Origin of the sequence: Pseudomonas sp. ERMR1:02 (assembly GCF_002277815.1) — a bacterium.
GTDB lineage: Bacteria > Pseudomonadota > Gammaproteobacteria > Pseudomonadales > Pseudomonadaceae > Aquipseudomonas.
Window position 1 is genome coordinate 133,850 of record NZ_NKJI01000004.1, and the last position, 19,602, is coordinate 153,451.

The window sequence follows — 19,602 nt, forward strand, 5'->3', positions numbered from 1 at the left end:
GCCTGGCCAGGGCAAATACTTCGGAACCGGAAACGCGTGCCATACTCCAAGGCACTCCGATTCAGACAGATGAAGCCACGCATGTACAAAGGATTGATTCGCGCCGTTGGCGCCCTGTTGACTGCTCTGGCCCTCTACAGCCTGCTGGGGTTTCTGATTTTGCCGGGCATTGCCTTGCGTGTAGCCAACCAACAACTGGCCAACTACGCGGCGACGCCTGCTACGATCCAGCGAATCGAACTCAACCCGTTCACTCTTGAAGTGACAGTCTGGGGCCTGAACATCGGCGAGCCAGGCAAGGAACAGGTAGGGTTTGAACGCCTATATGCCAACCTGCAACTAGACAGCCTCTGGACCAAGGCGCTGCATCTGTCGAATATCGAACTGGACAAACCCAAGACCGAAGTTCTCTTCGGCAAGGACGGCAAGCTCAATCTACTGGGCCTGTTCAAACTGCCGGCAAGCGAACCCGCCCCGGCCGATCCCAACACCAAGCCTTTCCCGTTGCGAATAGACAGCATCAAACTGGCCGGCGGCGCCGTGCATTTTCTGGATGAACGCCCCAGCGAACCCATCGAATTTCTCTACAACGAACTCGACTTCGAACTGAAAAACCTCAGCACCCTGCCCGAAGACAGTGCCAATATGACCCTGGTGGCCGTCGGCCCCAATGGTGGACAGATCGACTGGACAGGTAACTTCAGCCTCATTCCGATAGCCTCCGAAGGCAAGCTGAAGATCACCGACGGCAAGATGAAAGCCTTTTGGCCCTATGTTCGTGATGCGGTGCCGCTGGTATTGGAAAACGGGGTTATCAGCCTGAGCACCGACTACAAACTCAACCTGTCCAAACAAACCGAACTGCTATTGAGCAATGTCTCGGCCACCATCGCGCCCTTCGCCATCAAGGCCCCAGACGGTCGACCTCTGGTAAAGCTTGAGCGATTGGAGGTCAGCGAAACCACTGTCGATCTGGCTAAACAGCAAATCGTCGTCGGCAAGATCCGCAGCCACAAATTGGAAACCTGGGCGGCCCTGGAAGCCGATGGTCAACTCGATTGGCAGAAATTGTTCGCCAGCCAACCTTCCAAACCGGCAGCCAAGGCCAAGGCCGAACCGCCGAGCACACCGGCGGCAGCCGATTCGCCGAAACCCGAACCGGCACCACCCGCCAAGCCCTGGCAAGTGCTGCTCAACGATGTGCAACTGCGCGATTACCAGGTGCACCTGGCGGACCGCAAGGCGCAACCCGCCGTGGCACTGGAGCTGGGCCCGCTGAATCTGGACTTGCAGAAGTTCGACAGCCTCAACGGCTCGCCCTTTACGCTCAAGCTCGACACCGGCGTGGGCAAACAAGGCAAGCTCACGGCGGATGGCGAGGTCAATCTGGCCCCGATCAGCGCCAAACTCAATGTACAGACCAAGGACATCGACCTGCGCGTCGCCCAGTCCTATATCACCCCGTTCATTCGCCTGGAACTGCGCAGCGGTATGCTCGGCAGTGATCTGGCGGTTAATCTGAAAGGCACCGAGCCGCTGGCCCTCAGCGTTACCGGCCGCGCCCAGGTCGATCAGCTGCATACCCTCGACACCCTGAAAACCCGCGACTTCCTCAAGTGGCAGCAGGTGGTCGTCGAAGGCTTGAACTATCAGCATGGTGACAGCCTGTCGATCGACAAGATCAACCTGCTGCAGCCCTATGTGCGTTTCATGATCAACGATGACCGTACCACCAACATCGATGACCTGTTGATCCCGCAACCTGCTGATTCCGGCGCCAAGACCGCAGCCGCCAAGCCCGCCAGCAAAGAAAAACCGTTGGGCATCCACATCGGTGGCATTGCCATCAATGACGGCTCGGCCAACTTCGCCGACTTCAGCCTGACGCCGAACTTCGCCACCGCCATTCAACAACTCAACGGTCAGATCGGCACCATCGACAGCCGCCAGGTAAAACCCGCCAGCGTCGACGTCAAGGGCAAGGTCGATCGCTATGCGCCAGTGACCATCAAGGGCGCGGTCAACCCGTTCAACCCGATGGCCAGCCTCGACATTGCCACCAGCTTCAAACGCGTGGAACTGACCACGCTGACGCCCTACTCCGGCAAGTTCGCCGGTTACCGCATCCGCAAGGGCCGGCTGAATCTCGATCTGCATTACCTGATCACCAAAGGTCAGCTCAAAGCCGAAAACAAAGTCGTGGTCGAACAACTGCAACTCGGCGAAAAAGTCGACAGCCCGGACGCAGTAAGCCTGCCACTGAAACTGGCGATAGCCTTGCTAAAGGATGTCGATGGCAAGATTTCCATCGAACTGCCGGTCACTGGTGATCTGAACAATCCGCAGTTCAGCGTCATGCCGATTGTCTGGCAAACCCTGCGCAACCTGATCGTCAAGGCTGCCGCCGCGCCGTTCAAACTTATTGGCGGACTGGTCAGCGGGAGTGGTTCAGAAGATCTGGGCAGTGTCTCGTTCGCACCGGGCTCAAGCGATCTGAGCAAGGACGCGCAAGCGGCACTGGTCAAGCTATCCAACGCCCTCAAGGAACGCCCGGCCTTGCGCCTGGAAATCGAAGGCACCGCGGCCAAGACCAGCGACGGTCCTCTGATTGCCGAGCAACGTCTGGAACGGGAATATCAGTACAACTATTACAAGATGCTCCAGCGTCGCGGCGACAAGGTTCCGGCCCAAGCCTCCTTGCTGGAAGTGCCGGACAGCGAAAAAGGCCCGCTGCTGGAAGGGATCTACCGCACACGTCTCAAGGAGCAACCACCGGCCGAGTGGAAAGACCTGGGCAAGGAAGATCGCACCGCCAAGATGCGCGAAGGCCTGATCCAGTTCTGGAGCGCGAGCGAAGTGCTGTTGCGGCAGTTGGGTCAGGACCGCGCCAGCAGTATCAAGGACTATCTGGTCGACAAGGGTCAGCTGGCGGATGATCGCGTGTACTTCATCGATGCTCAGTTGGGCGAAGCTGAAAAGGACGGCAAGGTGATTACTCCGATGCATCTGGACGCCGAATGACAGGCAGACGACTGCTGCCAGCCCTGGCGTTGGTGATGGCGTCGAACCTGGCCTCGGCGGCGGATACCTTACGCTGCGGCAGCCAATTGATCAGTGTCGGCGACCGGTCGAGCGAAGTACTGCAAAAATGCGGCGAACCGCTCAGCCGCGATTTGCTGGGTTACAAGCGCAGTGCCAATCGACGAGAAGAATTTCAGGTCGAGGAATGGACCTACGGGCCGAACGGCGGGATGTATCAGTACCTGCGGTTCGAGGGTAATCGCTTGATGCAGATCACCAGCAAACGCGGTAACTGAAGATCAAAAGATCGCAGCCTTCGGCAGCCCCTACAGGTGAACCCAATCTCCTGTAGGAGCTGCCAAAGGCTGCGATCTTTTGCTTTGCCCAAATAGAACAGGCCCCGACACGAATGCCGGGGCCTGTAATGGCCACATCCTTATGGCCGTTCGCATGGAACTCCCAAGATGCGACAGACGTATATCCTGGCCCGCCTGCCCGCCTTCTCCCAGTCCAGGCGAGAAGCTTTGCCTTATTCGGCTTTCAGGCCGTCAGCGGAGACCGCTCTGACGCCTTTGATTTTCTTGGTGATCGCCACGGCGGTGGCTTTCTGAGCATCGGTCACTGCAACGGTGGACGACAGGGACACAACGCCTTTGTTGGTTTCAACCTTGATGTCGGTGCCAGGAATGCCTTTTTCGGTGACCAGGTCACTTTTGACTTTGGTGGTAATCCAGGTATCGGAGGTAGCATCCTTGGCCTTGGTCATTTCACCGGCTGCCAGAGTCATCGGAGCCTGAGTGGCTTGAGTCTGTGCAAACGCAGCATTGGCCATGGTCAGGGTTAGCGCGGTAGCAGTAGCGGCAGCGATAGCGAACTTCTTCATACGAGTAACTCCTGTTTTTCTGGAAAGTCTGCTGCTTGTCTTGTCAGCAGGGTTACCAGAGATATAGCGAACGCTGTGCCAACTTTACGACAGATAAAAAATCGATATAAATCAAATAGTTATTAAACATGAGAATTTCCAGAATCATGCAAAATGCATGACTTGGAAATTCTCTGCATGCAACTTGCCGGTTTTCACCAAGGCCTAAGGCCATGAATTTTCAAAGTTTTTAGCAATGCCTCAGAGGATGGTCCAATTTTGCGTCCCAGCGCAAAAAAATCCGCCTGAGGAGATTGCTGCGGTGGCCCCAATCCTCTGTAAGAGCGCTCAGGCCGGCAGATCGGGGCTTAACTTGACGTGCAACCTGCAGGCGCGTATTCGGAAGGGACGCTGGTATTACACGACCAGCCTTTGGTTGCGTCTCGAGTCAATGTCACAGTGCCCCCACTGATAACAGCCGGTGCACCTTTAAGCGCACAGACAATCCCGGAAGCAGGGCTGGCACTCGCGGTAATCGTGCAGTTCGTGGTGTGGGCATTCGGTGCAAATGCATCGACCGCTGGCGCCGCCGTGCCCGAGTTGATTACATCCTCGTAGTTGACCTTGAGCGCTGAAATTTCCGCCAGTCCAGCGGTCACTTTCGCTCGCGCCTGGTATTTGGAATAGGCCGGTATCGCAAACGTCGCAAGAATCCCGATGATCGCCACAACGATCAGCAGCTCGATCAGCGTAAAACCTTTTTGAGCCTTCATAGACAGCCTCCGTGCATGAGTCGAAATCTCATGATCGGATCTATCTCAGCACAGCCCATGCCAAGCCCCGCACGCCCTACCGGCAGGGTGCGCGACCACCTGTTCGCCCTTCCTGACCCCCAGGATCCGGCACTATCTGACACTAATTGTCACCTGACGACGGCTGGTTTGGTTCCACCGCTTGACTAGGCTATAAGTCATCCAACGGTCTTCGCCCACAATTCCAATGACATTGCCCAACCGGGTCACCAAGGACTGAACATGGCGGTCAAAGCAGTAAAACTCAGCCTCTACGCTTGGGAAGGCACCGACCGTAAAGGCTCGAAAGTAACCGGCGAGCTGAGCGGAAAAAACCCCGCGCTGATCAAGGCGCAGCTGCGCAAACAAGGCATCAACCCCGGCAAGGTTCGCAAGAAATCCACCTCGCTGTTCACGCTGGGCAACCGCATCAAAGCCCAGGACATTGCCCTGTTCACTCGGCAGATGGCGACCATGATGAAAGCCGGCGTGCCGCTATTGCAGTCGTTCGACATCATCGCCGAAGGCTTCGATAACCCGGCCATGCGCACGCTGGTGGACGAGGTAAAACAGGAAGTCGCGGCAGGCAACAGCTTCGCCGCCGCCCTGCGTAAAAAGCCCCGTTATTTCGATGAGCTGTACTGCAATCTGGTGGATGCCGGCGAGCAGGCCGGCGCCCTGGATACGCTGCTGGAACGGGTGGCGACCTACAAGGAAAAAAGCGAAAGCCTCAAGGCCAAGATCAAGAAAGCCATGACCTACCCACTGGCCGTCGTGTTCGTCGCAACCATTGTGACCGGGATCCTGCTGGTCAAAGTGGTGCCGCAGTTCCAGTCGGTTTTCGAAGGGTTTGGTTCCCAATTGCCCGCTTTTACAGTGATGGTCATCGGCCTGTCGAAGTTCATGCAGGACGGGTGGTGGATGATGCTCGGCGGGCTGATCGCGGCGATCTTCGGTGTGCGTCACGCCTTCAAGACGTCGCGAGGCTTTCGCGATCGAACGGACGCATGGCTGCTGAAACTGCCGCTGGTGGGGACCCTGATGTACAAATCCGCCGTGGCCCGTTACGCCCGCACCCTGTCGACCACCTTTGCCGCCGGCGTGCCATTGGTGGAGGCCCTGGAGTCGGTGGCCGGCGCCACCGGCAACATCGTCTTCAAACGTGCGGTGCTGCGCATCAAGCAGGACGTTTCGACAGGTATGCAGCTGAATTTTTCCATGCGCACCTGCGGCGTCTTTCCGAACATGGCGATTCAGATGACTGCCATTGGCGAAGAGTCTGGCGCACTGGACGACATGCTCGACAAAGTTGCAGGTTTTTATGAAGACGAGGTGGACAATATGGTCGATAACCTCACCAGCCTGATGGAACCGTTCATCATGGTGGTGCTGGGTGTTATCGTCGGCGGCCTGGTGGTTGCGATGTACCTGCCCATCTTCCAACTCGGCTCAGCGATCTGACATGCCCTTGAACGAAATTCTGACTCACTACCCGCTGGCTTTCGTCGTCATCGCCGGGCTGATGGGCCTGCTGGTCGGCAGCTTCCTCAACGTAGTTATCTGGCGCCTGCCGAAAATGCTCGAACGCGAATGGCGCGTGCAGGCCCATGAGATCCTCGGGTTGTCCGGTGAAACGCCGCTGCCGACCTACAATCTGCTGCTGCCCCACTCCCAGTGTCCGAAATGCGGCCACCGGATTCGCGCATGGGAGAACATTCCCGTACTCAGCTTTTTGTTTCTGCGTGGGCGCTGCTCAGCCTGCGCGACACCGATCAGCAAACGCTATCCGCTGACTGAGCTGGCCTGCGGTCTGTTGTCGGCATTCATTGCCTGGCACTTCGGTTTCGGCTGGCAAGCCTGCATGGCGCTGCTCCTGACCTGGGGTCTGCTGGGCATGAGCCTGATCGACGCCGAGCATCAACTGCTGCCGGATGTGCTGGTGCTGCCGTTGATGTGGCTCGGGCTGATCATCAACAGTCTCGACCTGTTCGTGTCGCTGCATGACGCGTTATGGGGCGCCATTGCCGGCTACCTGGCGCTATGGTCGGTGTTCTGGCTGTTCAAGCTGCTCACTGGCAAGGACGGCATGGGCCACGGCGACTTCAAGCTGCTGGCGATGTTTGGGGCCTGGGGCGGCTGGCAGATTTTGCCGCTGACCCTACTGCTCTCCTCGCTGGTGGGGGCTGTCATCGGCGTGATTTACCTGCGCCTGCGCATGGCAAAAACCTCGACGCCGATCCCCTTCGGCCCTTATCTGGCGATTGCCGGCTGGATTGCCTTGCTCTGGGGTGGTCAAATAACCGACTTCTATTGGCAGTTTGTCGGTTTGAAATGAATACCCCTGTGGAAAAACCCTGGATTCTCGGCCTGACCGGCGGCATTGGCAGCGGCAAAAGCGCGGCGGCCCAACACTTCATCGACCTGGGTGTGCATGTGGTAGATGCCGATCATGCCGCTCGCTGGGTGGTCGAACCCGGCCGGCCCGCGCTGGCGACAATCGCCGAGCACTTTGGCACCAGCGTGTTGCAGGCCGACGGGCAACTGGATCGCGCTGCCTTGCGTAAACTGATCTTTGAAGTACCGGATGAACGTCGCTGGCTGGAAGCCTTGCTGCATCCGCTGATCGGCGAGGAAATCGCCCATCATCTGGCGCTGGCAAAATCACCTTACGCCATACTGGTTTCGCCGCTACTGATCGAATCCGGCCAGTACGCCATGACCCAGCGGGTGCTGGTGATCGATGCCCCCGAACAGCTACAGATCGAACGCACCCTGCAGCGCGACCAGACCAGCGAACAGCAGGTCCAGGCGATCCTCAAGGCCCAGTCCAGCCGCCAGGATCGCGTCAGCCATGCCGACGAGGTGGTGGTCAACGACCGCGACCTCGCCTGGCTGCACAGCGAGGTCGAACGCCTGCATCACTTTTACCTTACTTTGCGTGGAGGCCAGTCATGAGCCAGATCCCAACCGTCGAATGCCCGACCTGCGGCGCCCCTGTCGAATGGAGCACCGAGAGTAAATTCCGGCCGTTCTGTTCCGACCGTTGCAAACTGATCGACCTGGGCGCGTGGGCGTCGGAAGAGCACAAGATTCCAGTGCCCCCTGATGCCGAGGACGAATTGTTCAGCGGCGATTTCGATCCTCGTCACTGATCCCGATCGTCAGAAGCGTGACTTGAACCAGAAATCAACGAGGTGTGTCAGGCCCTGATGCTGTTTTCTTGATCTTGACACCCAACCACCAGCATGCTAGCGAGTGCTATACTTCTTTCGGGTTGCATGAAGAGTGCAACGTTCCCCACGGGTACCAATACCGACGGCCAATCTCGGTTAACGGCTGCTGGACAGAGGAGGTCTACAGCAAACGCGAGATGGGAGGTGTGGCATGAATCGACACTATTACATCAGTGACAATCTCAACGATCTTGAAACCGTTGAATGTGAATTGGAATCCAACGGCATCAATTCCGAACAAATTCATGTGCTCAGTGAAAAAGTTGCTGATGTTGAACAACATCACCTCCACGAGATTAGCTCGTTAATGGAACAAGATGCTGTTCACTCTGGTGAGATTGGTGCAGTGGTCGGTGTGCCACTCGCGGCGCTGGTCCTGGGTGGCGCCTATTGGTTGGGCTGGACCGAATCCGCCGCAGGCTGGATGCCCTTTATCTTCCTTGCCATTGTTATTTTGGGCTTCTGCATCTGGGAAGGCGGTTTTTTCGGGTTCCAGGTGCCAAACACTCACTTCCGCAATTTCAAGCAGGCGGTAAAAGAAGGCAAACATATCTTCTTCGTGGATGTTGAACCGCATCAAGAATCGGTATTGGACCAGGTAATCGGACATCATCCAAAGCTGACGATCGCCGGTACAGGAACTGCAGCCCCTCACTGGACAGTTGCCTGGCAACACAAATGGCATCAGTTCAAGCGAGTGATATCAGGTTAGCGCCTGGAGACTCAAGGCCATCGGGAAGTTGCTTATTTGCCGAAGAAAATGACCCGGCTGAGGAAAACATAGTCTGCCTCGGTGGCCATCAGTCCGACGAGCACCAGTAAACACAACGGTGGAATCAATATGGCGTAGACCATGGCCAACCGTTCCCAGGCCATATGCATGAAGATGGAGACAATCAAACCTGCCTTCATCAACATGAAAGTAATAATCAGGAACCACCTGAGATAGCCGTGGAAGTGGAAATAGTCGACAAGATACGACATCGTACTGAGGACGAATAACAGTCCCCAGATTTTGAGGTACAAACTAATTGGATGCTGCTGACCTTGAGCATGCGCCATCACCCGTGCTCCTCTACCATAAATAGAAGAAAGCAAAAATAAACACCCACACTAAATCCACGAAGTGCCAGTAAAGCCCGGCAATCTCGACGTTCTGATAGTTTCCGGAGCGCTCATAATCTCCCCGGAATACTTTCATCGCCACAATGCTGAGGTAGATAGCGCCGATTGATACATGCAGTCCGTGGAAACCGGTAATCATGAAAAAGCTGGCACCAAATTGCGCTGCCCCCATGGGGTTCCCCCAAGGACGCACCCCTTCTGCGATGAGCTTGCTCCATTCAAATGCCTGCATGCCGACGAAGGTCACACCCAAGGCAGCGGTCGCCAGCATCAGGGCAGTGGTTTTCGCGCGATCACGGCGATAGGCGAAGTTAACGGCCATGGCCATCGTGCCGCTGCTGCTGATCAGCACAAAGGTCATGATGGCGATCAGAATAAGCGGAATTTCTCTCCCGCCGATCGTCAATGCAAACACTTCACTGGGATTCGGCCACAGGTCGGTGATGGTCATGCGTACCGACATGTAGCCGGTTAAAAAGCAGGTGAATATAAAAGTATCGCTGAGCAGGAATATCCACATCATCGCCTTGCCCCAGGGGACCTGCTTGAAAGCGTCTCTATCCGAGGACCAGTCGCTGGCGATGCCCTCCCATCCCGGTGCAGGCGGCAAGCCTGGTGGATTGGATGAGCCGGACTCGACTGGGGCTTGTGGAAGCGATGCCATGGTTTTTCACCTCAGGCCGCAGACTCTGGCGATGGCTTCATAGGTTTCTGGCGTACTGGTCAGTAGCGCGAATAGCACAAACCAAACACCCAGTAAGTAATGCCAATAGATGGCACAGAGCTCTATGCTGGCGCCGAGTTGCGGCAACGGCACGTGATGCAGGAATTTGGCGACGATTCTGCCCCAGGCTATCAACCCACCCAGCAAGTGGACCCCGTGCACACCGGTCAACAGATAGAAGAAACTGTTGGCCGGATTGCTGGCGACAAAGTAACCCCAGGTGACAAACTGCTGCCAGACCCAGAGTTGTCCCGTCAGAAAGGCAATTGCAAATAGCCCACCCAATACAAAGCCAATGACCGTTGCGTCCAGTCGAGCCTGACGGGCGGCCATGCGCGACCACTGCAGTGCAATGCAACTGAACACTAGAAAAGCCGAATTCAGCCAGAGTTGCCATGGATTGGCTAACGGCGCCAAGGGCTCTGTCAGGGGTCGCCAGTCGGCCATTTGTGAGCGGGCGACAAAGGCGATCAGGAAGAGAAAGAATAACGAGCTCACCACGGCCAGAAACAAGCGCAGGCCTATTTTTGCGGTTTGGCTTCTATCGGCACCCTCGGGGGCCTGAATACCTTCAGGGTCACGACTCCAACTGCCACCGGGGTCAGCGCCGTCGGCGTTTCTCAAGAACAGTCTGTTCATGTTTTCACGTCCACTATCTTGGTTCCCGCACTGAGTTGCCGCAGTTGCTCCAACTCCTCGGCGGAGACCGTTTGCGGAACAAAATCCTGCTCGATCCCCGGCACACTGTAGTCATAGGCCCAGCGATGCACGACCGGCAGCTTCTCTCCCCAGTTACCGTGTATCGGCGGGGTGTTCGGCGTTTGCCATTCCAGACTGGCCGCGCCCCAGGGATTACTGCCTGCGGGTTTGCCTTTAAATGCACTCCAGGCCAGGTTGAACAGGAACAGCAGTTGGGAAACGCCGACGATCAATGCGACCACCGTAATGAAGGCATTCAAATCGTGCGCCGACTGCGGAATGAACGCGTAGTTGTCGTAGGCGTAGTAGCGGCGTGGCATGCCCTGAAAACCCAGATAGTGCATGGGGAAGAAGATGGCGTAGGTGCCCAGAAAGGTAATCCAGAAATGCAGCTTGCCCAGGATGTCGTTCGTCATGCGGCCGGTGACTTTCGGGAACCAGTGATAAATGCCGCCGAACACCACCAGTACCGGCGCGACCCCCATGACCATATGAAAATGGGCGACGACAAAGTAGGTGTCCGAGAGCGGAATATCCACAATCACATTGCCGAGAAACAACCCGGTCAGACCACCAACCAGAAAGGTGACGATAAAGGCCAGGGCAAACAGCATCGGCACGGTCAGATGAATGTCGCCCTGCCACAGCGTCAGTATCCAGTTGTAGACTTTCAGTGCGGTCGGCACCGCGATGATCAAAGTGGTTACGGCGAAGAAAAAGCCAAAGTACGGGTTCATTCCGCTGACATACATATGGTGCGCCCAGACCACAAAGCTGAGTACGCCAATTGCAATAATGGCCCACACCATCATTCGATAGCCGAAGATATTTTTACGAGCATGCGTGCTGATCAGGTCGGAGACCAGACCAAACGCGGGGAGAGCAACGATGTAGACCTCCGGGTGGCCGAAGAACCAGAACAGATGCTGGAACAGTATCGGGCTGCCACCTTGGTGATCGAGCTGCTGCCCCAGCGAGATCATCGCCGGCATAAAGAAACTGGTGCCCAACAGTTTGTCGAACAACATCATGACCGCACTGACAAACAACGCCGGGAAAGCCAGCAAGGCCATGATCGAGGCCATGAAGATTCCCCATACGGAGAGCGGCATGCGAAACAAAGTCATGCCGTGCGTACGTGACTGCAACACCGTGGTGACGTAGTTCAACCCGCCCATGGTGGTTGCAACAATAAAAATCGCCAGAGAGACAAGCATCAATATGATGCCCCACTCAGTCCCCGGTGTACCTTGGGTAATGGACTGTGGCGGATAGAGCGTCCAGCCCGAGCCGGTGGGCCCCCCAGGGACAAAAAAACCGGCGAGCAACACCAGCACCGCCAGCAGATAGGTCCAGTAACTCAGCATGTTGACGTAGGGGAAGACCATGTCTCGGGCGCCCACCATCAGTGGGATCAGATAGTTGCCGAAGCCCCCAGAAACAAGGCCGTCAGCAAGTAAATGACCATGATCATGCCGTGCATGGTCATTGCCTGATAGTAAGTACTGGCGTCCATGAACGCCAAACTACCGGGGAAGCCTATCTGTATGCGCATCAAGTCGGACAACACCAAGGCGATAAGACCCACGAATATAGCCGTCAGGGAATATTGAATGGCTATGACCTTGTGGTCCTGACTCCAGATGTATTTGGTCAGGAAGCTTTTAGGCTCGTGCAGTGCTTCTATTTCGGCTTGCTCCGCATAGGCCATCACGTCATCCTCCTGCCGAAGTTTCGGTGTATTTCTGGCGGTTACGGCTGCTTCCCTGGCTCAGCCTTGCTCGCTTCAGCGTCGGCATTCGCTTTGGATTTGATAAAAGCGATCAGTGCGTTCAACTCCTTATCGCTCGGAGTAAAGGCCGGCATGACGGCTGCATAGCCCTTGACGATTTTGGCAGCGGGATTAAGAACCGATTCTTTTACATAACCCTCATCGACCTTTATCCCCGTACCATCGGCAAGGGTTTCTGTCTTGCCATACAGGCCCTGCCAGGTGGGGCCGACGCCCTTGTTACCATCGACACTGTGGCAGGCCAGACAGCCGAGCGATTGGGCCAGCTGTTGTCCCTGCGCCACCAAGTCCTCGCCTGGACCCGACGCTTGCGGCGCAACACCCAGTGATTTGATCAGGGCGATGAGTGCACCCAGTTCATCGTCATTGAGAGTATAGGCCACCATGACCGGCGGGTAGCCCTGTACCAGGCGGGCCTGCGGAGTGAGGATCGACTCTTTCAGGTAGGCCTCATCGACCAGCACGCTGGTGCCATCGGCAAGTGGCTCAGTGCGGCCGAACAGCCCCTTCCATCCCGGGCCGAGACTGGTACTGCCATCCTGGCTATGGCAGGCACCGCAGCCGTATTTTTCGGCCAACTGGCGGCCTTTTTCCAGCACGCTGTCCCGACTGGGCCTGGCAGCTGTCGCTAATGTCTGCGCAAAAGTCGGTTGGCCTTTTAGCCATTGATCGAAGACGTCCTGTTCTTCCACGATCATATGGCCGCGCATGTTGTAATGACCTACACCACAATATTCAGCGCAAAGGACTTCATATTTCCCGGTTTTAGTCGGTGTAAACCAAAAGTACGACACCATCCCTGGCACCATATCCATCTTGCTGCGAATTTGCGGTACATAGAAGTCGTGCAGAGTGTCTTTAGAGCGCAGTAAAACTTTCACCGGCCGATCGAGCGGAAGGCGAACTTCATTACTTATTACAAGCACATCGTCCTGCCCTGCAGGATCCTTGGGATCAAGGCCGAGGGATTGGCGGAATCAATAAACTTAATATCCGACTTGCCCAGCTTCCCGTCTTGCCCGGGAAATCGAAAGGCCCACTGCCACTGCTGGGCAATCACTTCAAGTTCATAAGCATTTTTCGGCACGCTGATGAAATCATTGTAAACAACCAGACCTGGCGCCAACATCGCGGCAATACCTATCGAGGTAACAATAATCAACCATAATTCCAGCTTCTTATTTTCTGGCTGGTAGGCCGCCTTACGACCCTCTTTGTGACGATAACGCATCACGGCTATCGCCATGAATACCGTGATGGCGATGAAAAATATTCCGCTAATGATCAGGGTAATGAACAGCGTGGTGTCTATTGATCCCCAGTTGGACGCTGCCGGTGTTGCATGCCAAGGCGCTAGTATATGAAAGAGCACTGAGCCAATAACGATTAGAATCAAGATAATTGCTATTGCCATTTTCTCTTCATCCTATTCCTGTTGCTCATTGGTTATGCGCAAGCATCGCCACTGACGTCCAGGCAGGGCAGACAAGTACCACCCGTGGTGGCAAGTCAGTAAAAAGTATAGTGCCATCGGGTTTTGCCGTGAGGTTGGCAAGCGAGAGCCGGTTGCCAGCTATACTCAATTTCAGATTACGGACGGCAGTGATCGGCCAGCTGCGACCCCAAAAGTCGAATCCTGCCCATGCGTAATGATCAGATAGTGAAGGCATTGAGAAGAGACAGAGCCAATCCAGCAGCCCCGACGGAGGTTTCGTCATGAGTAACCTGACGCTCGAAGGCAGGTGCAAAACCAGCACCGACCAAAAATCCACCCCAATGGGTGAGATCCATTTTTACGTCGACGGCCCCCTCCATCTACGGCTGGAGGAAGCTGAAGAACGCCTTCAGAAAACCCATGAGCCTGAAATGATGGTCGATGTCGACATGGGCACTTTGAACTTGATCTTGCCAGAGGGGTACAGCCCCTTGTCCGACTGTCAAATGCGCGTCTATTTGCACCACGACCGTGGTCAGTTCCATCTGGTCGGGCACCGAGCGAGCGATGGCAGTTTGATCTATTCCAACGTGGTTTTGATTGATCAGTTGCTTGAGTGAAACGCTGGAAACAGAGTATGGGATCGTCAGCATTTGGCGGATTTGAAAGGAATCAAGACTTGGGATCGTCGTCCTTCCAGGGCGCCGACAGATAGCGCGTGCGGTTGAAGGTCTCCAGCCACTCAGGGCAGAACACCACCAACGCGCTAACCACCATGCCATTGATGAATGCCTCGGGAAAAATGATCAACCACAGGTAACCGACAAAATCTTCCAGCCAATAGGGCATGGCAAAACGCTCGTTGAACCACAGCAACCACAACGCCAGCAACAGGCACAGCAACGCCGACAGCGCCGCCGCAAAAAAACCGGAAACGAAGATATACACAAAGGGATTACGCGGCTGCGCGCGCTCTACCAGGATCGCGCAACACTCAGTGATCAGCACCGGCAACAGAATCAACAGCGCGCCATTGACCCCCATTGCAATCAGGTCCTGACGGCCGAGCAGCATCAGTCCGGTTTGCGCCACCAGGCCGCCGACAATTGCCAGCGGCCAGTCGAGCAACAGCGTCACCGCGGTCATGCCGATGAAGTGATAGGACACGCCGGTATCGAAATCCCGTCGCACCAGCCACAGCATAAACAGCGCGAACACTGTGCCTAACAGCAAATGCTGACGACGGCTGTCGGTAAACAACTCAACCCAGGGTGCGCGGCAGATCGCCCAGATCAGTACTGGCCCATAGATCAGCCACCCCACCGTGAGGGTTTCGGGTGACAGTAACTCGGCGCCGATCATGGCGGGGCACACTCCCTTGTCTTGCCGAAGGAGAACAGGTCCTCAGTTTACACCGCCCATTGTGTCCCCTTCGACTTCAGGTGGGACGCACATCACACTGTAGGAGCGAGCTCTGCTCGCGAAAAACGTCCGGATAAGGCGATCATTCAGACAGCACGCGTTATCGTTATCGTCCATAGCAAGCAAGTATCGCTCCTAAAGGCCGCACGCGATTGTTACATTTCCTGCAAGGCTGAATCAGCCCAAACCCCCTTTATCACTCGCGGCCAAAGTCTAAACTTCAGATATCAGAATCACCCCCGAGCGAACAAAAATGAAAACCTTGACCAGCCTGTTTCTGACCCTAATCGCCACTTGCGCAATGGCCAACGAGCAAGCGGCTACACCGTACAACCCGACGCAGCCGCTGGACATCGCCAAGGTAGTTTCCGTGTCGAATACCGCGACCGCGTGCGGGGTTGTGCCAGCGACCATGGTGTATGTCGATCATCAGGGTCAGACCCATCGAGTGAAATACGAGGTTATGGGTGATTGCACGAGCGACCTGTGATCAGTTGCTCATAGCAGCGTCCAGGTGTAACTGAGGATCAGACGGTTTTCGTCGATATCACTGCGGTAGTTGGAACGCGCCATCGCATTGCGCACACGGATGCCCAGGCCTTTGAGACTGCCACTCTGCAGCACATAGCCAATATCCAGATCACGCTCACGGTCCTTGCCTTCGAACCCTTTGCCAGTGTCGACATTGTTGCCGGTGATATAGCGCACTGTGCTGGTCAGCCCCGGCACGCCGAGCGCCGCAAAGTCGTAGTCGTAACGCGCCTGCCACGAGCGTTCATCGGTGAAAGCGAATTCATAGGTGGGCACTTCGTTGCCCAGCGGTGAGATGTTGGCAAAGACCCGCGGAAAAGCGCTGTCGCCGAACATGCCCTGATAGCCGACATAAAATGTGTGGCCGCCGCGTTTGGCCGACAGTAGGGAGAAGAACGCCCGGTTGTCGATGTTACCCAGCAGTTTTTTGCCGTCTTCGCGCGAATCGTAGTAACCGAGGTTTGCGCCCAAGGTCCAGTCGCCCAATGGCTCGCTGTGCTTGAGGCCAAGAAAGCGCTGGTTGTAGATATCTTCCAGTTGCCCGAACCAGGCGCTGACCGAGCTGCGTTTGTCGTTGAAGACGTAATCGGCACCGGCAAAATTGAAGCCGTCACTACTGACCTGCCGTTGCGGTACATGACCGAGCATCGCCTGCATTTTTTCATCGCCGGCTTCATTGCGCAGGCTGGTTGAACTCAGGTGACCACCCTGCAAAGTCAGGCCGTTGATCTCATTGGAGCTGATGCTTGCACCCTGGTAACTGGGCGGCAGCAGACGTATATCACTGAACGCCAGCACCGGCAGGTTGGGCTGCAGCTCACCCACTTTCAGCTCGGTTTTGGAGTAACGCGTTTTAAACGCGCCCTCCAGACGGCTGTAATCATTCGCCGCGCGCCCATCCCCCTGCACCGGCAGCAAACCGGTATTGACCCGGTCCGGGCTGCTGTCGAGTTTGAGGCCGAGCAGGCCGATCACATCCACACCGAAACCGACTGGACCCTGGGTGTAACCGGATTTGACGTTGAGGATGAAGCCCTGCGCCCACTCTTCAGCCTTCGATTGCTGGTTAGTCCCGACGATGTCGGAAAAGTCCCGGCTGAAGTAGTAATTGCGCGCTTGCAACGTGGCCGAGGTGTCCTCGATGAAGCCGCCCTCGGCGGCTGTCGCGCCGGTGGAGAAACTCGAGACGACCGCCATGGACAACACTGAACCGGTTGTTGGAAGAATCTGTTTCATCGTTTTTTCTCTTATTTTTATTGATCGACAGGTAGTAGAGCTTTGGCCTCAACCCTTTCGCTGCGAGGGAGGGGGCGACGGGCGTTCAGCATCAAGTGGGTGACCATGCCGAAAATCAGCCCCCAAAAAGCCGCGGACAAACCCAACAGCGACATGCCCGATGCAGTGGTGAGAAAGGTCACCAGCGCGGCTTCGCGATCACTCGGCACCGCCATCGCGCCAGCCAATGCCCCGGCAATTGCAGCGAACAGCGCCAGCCCGGCAAGCGCCGCGATCAGTTCTTTGGGGAACGCCGAAAACAGTGAAACCAGCGTGGCGCCGAAGATGCCAAGCAGCAGGTAAAACAGGCCACCTACGACCCCGGCCACATAGCGCCTGGCGGGATCTTCGTGAGCCTCGCGGCCAGTACAGATAGCCGCGGTAATCGCCGCCAGATTCAGCCCGTGGCAACCGAACGGCGCCAAGAGCGCCGTACCCAGTGCGCTGCCGGCAATGATCGGCCCCGCAGGTGTTGGGTAACCGCTGGCGCGCAACACCGCCATGCCAGGAACGAATTGGCCGGTCAGCGCCACCATCACCAGCGGCAAGGCAATGTTCAGCGTCGCGCTCAGGCTGAATGCCGGCGTGATCCACACCGGCGTGGCCAATCCGATGACCAACGCTTCGGTGTGCAGATCGCCGGCGAGAAAAGCCGTCGAGCAACCCACCAGCAGTACCATCAGCACGGCATAACGCGGCATCAGTCTTTTGCAGACCAGGTACGTGGCAAACATCGCCAGCACCAGCAACGGCTTGCTCTGCAACGAGACAAACAACCCGGTACCGAATCTGAACAGAATCCCCGCCAGCATCGCCGCCGCAACCGCTGCCGGCAGCTTGCCGATGATCCGGTCAAACGCCCCCGATACCCCGACCAGAAAAATGATCAGGCTGCTGACCAGATAAGCGCCCACGGCCTCCGCCATGGAGATCCCCGGCAGCAACGCCACCAGCAACGCCGAGCCCGGCGCCGACCACGCAATGATCACCGGCACGCGGTAACGCAGGCTCAAACCGATGCCAAGCACAGCGCTGCCGATCGAAATCGCCCAGACCCACGACGACAGCACTTCCCGTGACAGGTGTGCGGCGTCGGCGGCCTGAAAAATAATCACCAGCGGGCCTGCGTAGGAAATCACCGTGGCGATGAATCCGGCGACCGCAGCAGACAGGGAAAAGTCCCGAATTAACGTTTTCATGAAACCTCGCCAACAGCCCCGTCAGGCGTTCCCTGCTGCGATATTTGTCGGGCACTGCGCCGACTGCTGATGGCGAACACGGTCATGGCGACGGCGGCGATTGCACCGGGCAAGGCAAACGCCATGAAGTTCAGTTGCAGCGGCAGGCTGATCCCGAGCAAGGCACCGCCCAGTAGAGGACCGACAATCGCACCGTTACGCCCGATACCCGAGGCCCAGCCCAGACCGGTGGAGCGAATGTTCATGGAGTAGAACTGCGCGGCGCACGCGTACAGCAGAATCTGCGAACCGATAGTCGTGGCGCCGGCAAGGGCGATCAGCAGATACAACAACGGCATCGGGCTATTGAAGCCCAGCAAGGTGATCGATACGGCTGCCACGGCGAAAAACACTGCCAACACGCGCGGCAGGTTGAGTTTGTCACCCAGCACACCACCGCCCACTGCACCGAAAATCGCCCCGAAGTTCAGCACCAGCAGGAACGACAGGCTCGAGCCCAGGCTGTAACCGGCGTTGGCCATCAGTTTGGGCAGCCAGGAACTCAAGGCGTAAACCATCAGCAAGCAGCAGAAAAACGCCAGCCACAGCATCAGCGTACGCAGTGCACGGCCCTCACGGAACAACTGCAACACCGGGGTTCCAGTGCCCTTCACTTCGCTCATGTACAGTTGATCACCGGTTTGCGCGACGTAGGCCGGATCGATCCGCTGAAGAATGTTGCGCGCCTCTTCATTGCGCCCCTGGCGCAGCATGAAACCCACCGACTCAGGCAGGAAGTACATGATCAACGGCAACAACAGCAACGGCAGCACCGCGACGTAAAACACTGACTGCCAGCCGAAACTCGGGATCAGCACGATGCCCAGACCGGCGGAAAGCATGCCGCCTACCGAGTAACCGCTAAACATGATCGCCACCAGGGTGCTGCGAATTTTTTTCGGCGCGTATTCGTTCATCAGCGCCACGACGTTTGGCATCACGCCGCCTATACCCAAGCCGGCAATGAAGCGACAGACGCCAAACTCAGTGGGATTTCTGGCGAAGCCATTGAGTACGGTGAAGCCGCTGAAGAGCATCACGCAGATCGTGATGGCTTTTTTGCGGCCGATCTTGTCTGAAAGAGGACCGAAGAACAGTGCACCGAACATCATGCCGAACAATGCATAACTGCCCAGTGCACCGGCTTGCAGAGGACTGAGCCCCCATTCCTTCATCAGCATCGGCAGGACTACGCCGTAGATCACCAGATCGTAACCGTCGAAGATGATGATCAGGGCACACCAGAACAGCACCATCCAGTGAAAGCGGTTGAAACGAGCCTTGTCGATAACCTCATGTACGTCGATCTTGCGCATGGCATCTTTCCCTTGTTGTTGTTTTTGAAGAGGCTCGCAAATGCGGCGAACGTCCCGTACTGCCGAGGGTAATGACGCCAGGCGCGCGCAAATATCCGCGCTGCGCAGATCGCTATCCGTTTTGTGCAATGCACTGAA

General features: G+C 56.6%; 18 protein-coding genes and 2 pseudogenes. 9 read left to right on the forward strand and 11 right to left on the reverse strand.

What is annotated here, in order from left to right:
* Positions 1-69: 69 nt before the first annotated feature.
* Positions 70-3,021 carry a DUF748 domain-containing protein gene (locus CES87_RS09205; RefSeq protein WP_128605890.1) on the forward strand — a complete coding sequence of 984 codons (2,952 nt, stop codon included), beginning with the start codon at positions 70-72 and terminating at the stop codon, positions 3,019-3,021.
* A complete protein-coding gene (locus CES87_RS09210; protein WP_128605891.1) occupies positions 3,018-3,317 on the forward strand; it encodes a DUF2845 domain-containing protein in 300 nt (99 codons plus the stop codon). Before CES87_RS09205 ends, CES87_RS09210 begins: the two co-directional genes overlap by 4 nt.
* A 233-nt stretch (positions 3,318-3,550) precedes the next feature.
* On the opposite strand, the gene CES87_RS09215 is transcribed toward CES87_RS09210, so the two are convergent.
* Together CES87_RS09215 and CES87_RS09220 are read right to left on the reverse strand one after the other, a co-directional pair.
* Positions 3,551-3,904: a BON domain-containing protein gene (locus CES87_RS09215; protein ID WP_128605892.1), complete on the reverse strand. Its 354-nt coding sequence runs from the start codon at positions 3,902-3,904 to the stop codon at positions 3,551-3,553.
* A gap of 347 nt (positions 3,905-4,251) precedes the next feature.
* Complete coding sequence (locus CES87_RS09220) at positions 4,252-4,656, reverse strand: pilin (RefSeq protein ID WP_128605893.1); 405 nt, start codon at positions 4,654-4,656, stop codon at positions 4,252-4,254.
* A gap of 261 nt (positions 4,657-4,917) precedes the next feature.
* On the opposite strand from CES87_RS09220, the gene CES87_RS09225 reads away from it, so the two are divergent.
* The 5 genes from CES87_RS09225 to CES87_RS09245 all read left to right on the forward strand — a co-directional run bounded on the left by CES87_RS09225 (position 4,918) and on the right by CES87_RS09245 (position 8,619).
* Positions 4,918-6,135 (forward strand): type II secretion system F family protein, encoded by a 1,218-nt coding sequence (locus CES87_RS09225; RefSeq protein WP_128605894.1) that lies wholly within the window; start codon positions 4,918-4,920, stop codon positions 6,133-6,135.
* Between the two features lies 1 nt (position 6,136).
* Positions 6,137-7,009, forward strand: coding sequence for an A24 family peptidase (locus tag CES87_RS09230; protein WP_128605895.1), 873 nt, complete (start codon positions 6,137-6,139; stop codon positions 7,007-7,009).
* Positions 7,006-7,629, forward strand: coding sequence for a dephospho-CoA kinase (gene coaE, locus CES87_RS09235; protein WP_128605896.1), 624 nt, complete (start codon positions 7,006-7,008; stop codon positions 7,627-7,629). The genes CES87_RS09230 and coaE overlap by 4 nt, the downstream gene beginning before the upstream one ends.
* Complete coding sequence (gene yacG / locus CES87_RS09240; protein ID WP_128605897.1) at positions 7,626-7,826, forward strand: DNA gyrase inhibitor YacG; 201 nt, start codon at positions 7,626-7,628, stop codon at positions 7,824-7,826. Before coaE ends, yacG begins: the two co-directional genes overlap by 4 nt.
* Positions 7,827-8,058: 232 nt before the next feature.
* Positions 8,059-8,619, forward strand: coding sequence for a magnesium transporter (locus CES87_RS09245; RefSeq protein ID WP_128605898.1), 561 nt, complete (start codon positions 8,059-8,061; stop codon positions 8,617-8,619).
* Between the two features lie 32 nt (positions 8,620-8,651).
* Here CES87_RS09245 and CES87_RS09250 read toward each other — a convergent pair whose 3' ends face one another.
* From CES87_RS09250 to CES87_RS09270, 5 genes and pseudogenes are all read right to left on the reverse strand, one after another.
* Positions 8,652-8,969 (reverse strand): cytochrome C oxidase subunit IV family protein, encoded by a 318-nt coding sequence (locus CES87_RS09250; protein ID WP_128605899.1) that lies wholly within the window; start codon positions 8,967-8,969, stop codon positions 8,652-8,654.
* Positions 8,970-8,982: 13 nt separating this feature from the next.
* Positions 8,983-9,696, reverse strand: coding sequence for a heme-copper oxidase subunit III family protein (locus tag CES87_RS09255; protein WP_128605900.1), 714 nt, complete (start codon positions 9,694-9,696; stop codon positions 8,983-8,985).
* 6 nt (positions 9,697-9,702) lie between these two features.
* Positions 9,703-10,395 (reverse strand): cytochrome c oxidase subunit 3, encoded by a 693-nt coding sequence (locus tag CES87_RS09260; RefSeq protein ID WP_128605901.1) that lies wholly within the window; start codon positions 10,393-10,395, stop codon positions 9,703-9,705.
* A pseudogene (ctaD, locus tag CES87_RS09265) lies at positions 10,392-12,166 on the reverse strand (cytochrome c oxidase subunit I). The gene CES87_RS09260 and the pseudogene ctaD overlap by 4 nt, the downstream one beginning before the upstream one ends.
* A gap of 41 nt (positions 12,167-12,207) precedes the next feature.
* Positions 12,208-13,661 (reverse strand): annotated as a pseudogene (locus tag CES87_RS09270) (c-type cytochrome).
* Between the two features lie 302 nt (positions 13,662-13,963).
* On the opposite strand from CES87_RS09270, the gene CES87_RS09275 reads away from it, so the two are divergent.
* Complete coding sequence (locus CES87_RS09275; RefSeq protein ID WP_128605902.1) at positions 13,964-14,302, forward strand: hypothetical protein; 339 nt, start codon at positions 13,964-13,966, stop codon at positions 14,300-14,302.
* A 52-nt stretch (positions 14,303-14,354) separates the two neighbouring features.
* Here CES87_RS09275 and CES87_RS09280 read toward each other — a convergent pair whose 3' ends face one another.
* Positions 14,355-15,044, reverse strand: coding sequence for an energy-coupling factor ABC transporter permease (locus tag CES87_RS09280; RefSeq protein WP_128605903.1), 690 nt, complete (start codon positions 15,042-15,044; stop codon positions 14,355-14,357).
* A gap of 313 nt (positions 15,045-15,357) precedes the next feature.
* On the opposite strand from CES87_RS09280, the gene CES87_RS09285 reads away from it, so the two are divergent.
* Positions 15,358-15,594, forward strand: a complete 237-nt coding sequence (locus CES87_RS09285; protein WP_128605904.1) for a DUF2790 domain-containing protein — start codon at positions 15,358-15,360, stop codon at positions 15,592-15,594.
* 8 nt (positions 15,595-15,602) lie between these two features.
* On the opposite strand, the gene CES87_RS09290 is transcribed toward CES87_RS09285, so the two are convergent.
* From CES87_RS09290 to CES87_RS09300, 3 genes are read right to left on the reverse strand one after another with little or no spacing between them, the layout of a single operon-like run.
* A complete protein-coding gene (locus tag CES87_RS09290) occupies positions 15,603-16,871 on the reverse strand; it encodes an OprD family porin (RefSeq protein ID WP_128605905.1) in 1,269 nt (422 codons plus the stop codon).
* A 17-nt stretch (positions 16,872-16,888) separates the two neighbouring features.
* Entirely contained in the window at positions 16,889-18,109 is a 1,221-nt protein-coding gene (locus CES87_RS09295; protein WP_128605906.1) for a benzoate/H(+) symporter BenE family transporter, read from the reverse strand.
* A complete protein-coding gene (locus tag CES87_RS09300) occupies positions 18,106-19,464 on the reverse strand; it encodes an aromatic acid/H+ symport family MFS transporter (RefSeq protein ID WP_128605907.1) in 1,359 nt (452 codons plus the stop codon). Before CES87_RS09300 ends, CES87_RS09295 begins: the two co-directional genes overlap by 4 nt.
* Positions 19,465-19,602: the final 138 nt, after the last annotated feature.

What these genes read in the sequence shown, in the direction of transcription:
- CES87_RS09205 (WP_128605890.1), top strand. Translation starts at nt 70, where the DNA reads ATGAAGCCACGCATGTACAAAGGATTGATTCGCGCCGTTGGCGCCCTG.
- CES87_RS09210 (WP_128605891.1), top strand. Translation starts at nt 3,018, where the DNA reads ATGACAGGCAGACGACTGCTGCCAGCCCTGGCGTTGGTGATGGCGTCG.
- CES87_RS09215 (WP_128605892.1), bottom strand. Translation starts at nt 3,904, where the DNA reads ATGAAGAAGTTCGCTATCGCTGCCGCTACTGCTACCGCGCTAACCCTG.
- CES87_RS09220 (WP_128605893.1), bottom strand. Translation starts at nt 4,656, where the DNA reads ATGAAGGCTCAAAAAGGTTTTACGCTGATCGAGCTGCTGATCGTTGTG.
- CES87_RS09225 (WP_128605894.1), top strand. Translation starts at nt 4,918, where the DNA reads ATGGCGGTCAAAGCAGTAAAACTCAGCCTCTACGCTTGGGAAGGCACC.
- CES87_RS09230 (WP_128605895.1), top strand. Translation starts at nt 6,137, where the DNA reads ATGCCCTTGAACGAAATTCTGACTCACTACCCGCTGGCTTTCGTCGTC.
- coaE (WP_128605896.1), top strand. Translation starts at nt 7,006, where the DNA reads ATGAATACCCCTGTGGAAAAACCCTGGATTCTCGGCCTGACCGGCGGC.
- yacG (WP_128605897.1), top strand. Translation starts at nt 7,626, where the DNA reads ATGAGCCAGATCCCAACCGTCGAATGCCCGACCTGCGGCGCCCCTGTC.
- CES87_RS09245 (WP_128605898.1), top strand. Translation starts at nt 8,059, where the DNA reads ATGAATCGACACTATTACATCAGTGACAATCTCAACGATCTTGAAACC.
- CES87_RS09250 (WP_128605899.1), bottom strand. Translation starts at nt 8,969, where the DNA reads ATGGCGCATGCTCAAGGTCAGCAGCATCCAATTAGTTTGTACCTCAAA.
- CES87_RS09255 (WP_128605900.1), bottom strand. Translation starts at nt 9,696, where the DNA reads ATGGCATCGCTTCCACAAGCCCCAGTCGAGTCCGGCTCATCCAATCCA.
- CES87_RS09260 (WP_128605901.1), bottom strand. Translation starts at nt 10,395, where the DNA reads ATGAACAGACTGTTCTTGAGAAACGCCGACGGCGCTGACCCCGGTGGC.
- CES87_RS09275 (WP_128605902.1), top strand. Translation starts at nt 13,964, where the DNA reads ATGAGTAACCTGACGCTCGAAGGCAGGTGCAAAACCAGCACCGACCAA.
- CES87_RS09280 (WP_128605903.1), bottom strand. Translation starts at nt 15,044, where the DNA reads ATGATCGGCGCCGAGTTACTGTCACCCGAAACCCTCACGGTGGGGTGG.
- CES87_RS09285 (WP_128605904.1), top strand. Translation starts at nt 15,358, where the DNA reads ATGAAAACCTTGACCAGCCTGTTTCTGACCCTAATCGCCACTTGCGCA.
- CES87_RS09290 (WP_128605905.1), bottom strand. Translation starts at nt 16,871, where the DNA reads ATGAAACAGATTCTTCCAACAACCGGTTCAGTGTTGTCCATGGCGGTC.
- CES87_RS09295 (WP_128605906.1), bottom strand. Translation starts at nt 18,109, where the DNA reads ATGAAAACGTTAATTCGGGACTTTTCCCTGTCTGCTGCGGTCGCCGGA.
- CES87_RS09300 (WP_128605907.1), bottom strand. Translation starts at nt 19,464, where the DNA reads ATGCGCAAGATCGACGTACATGAGGTTATCGACAAGGCTCGTTTCAAC.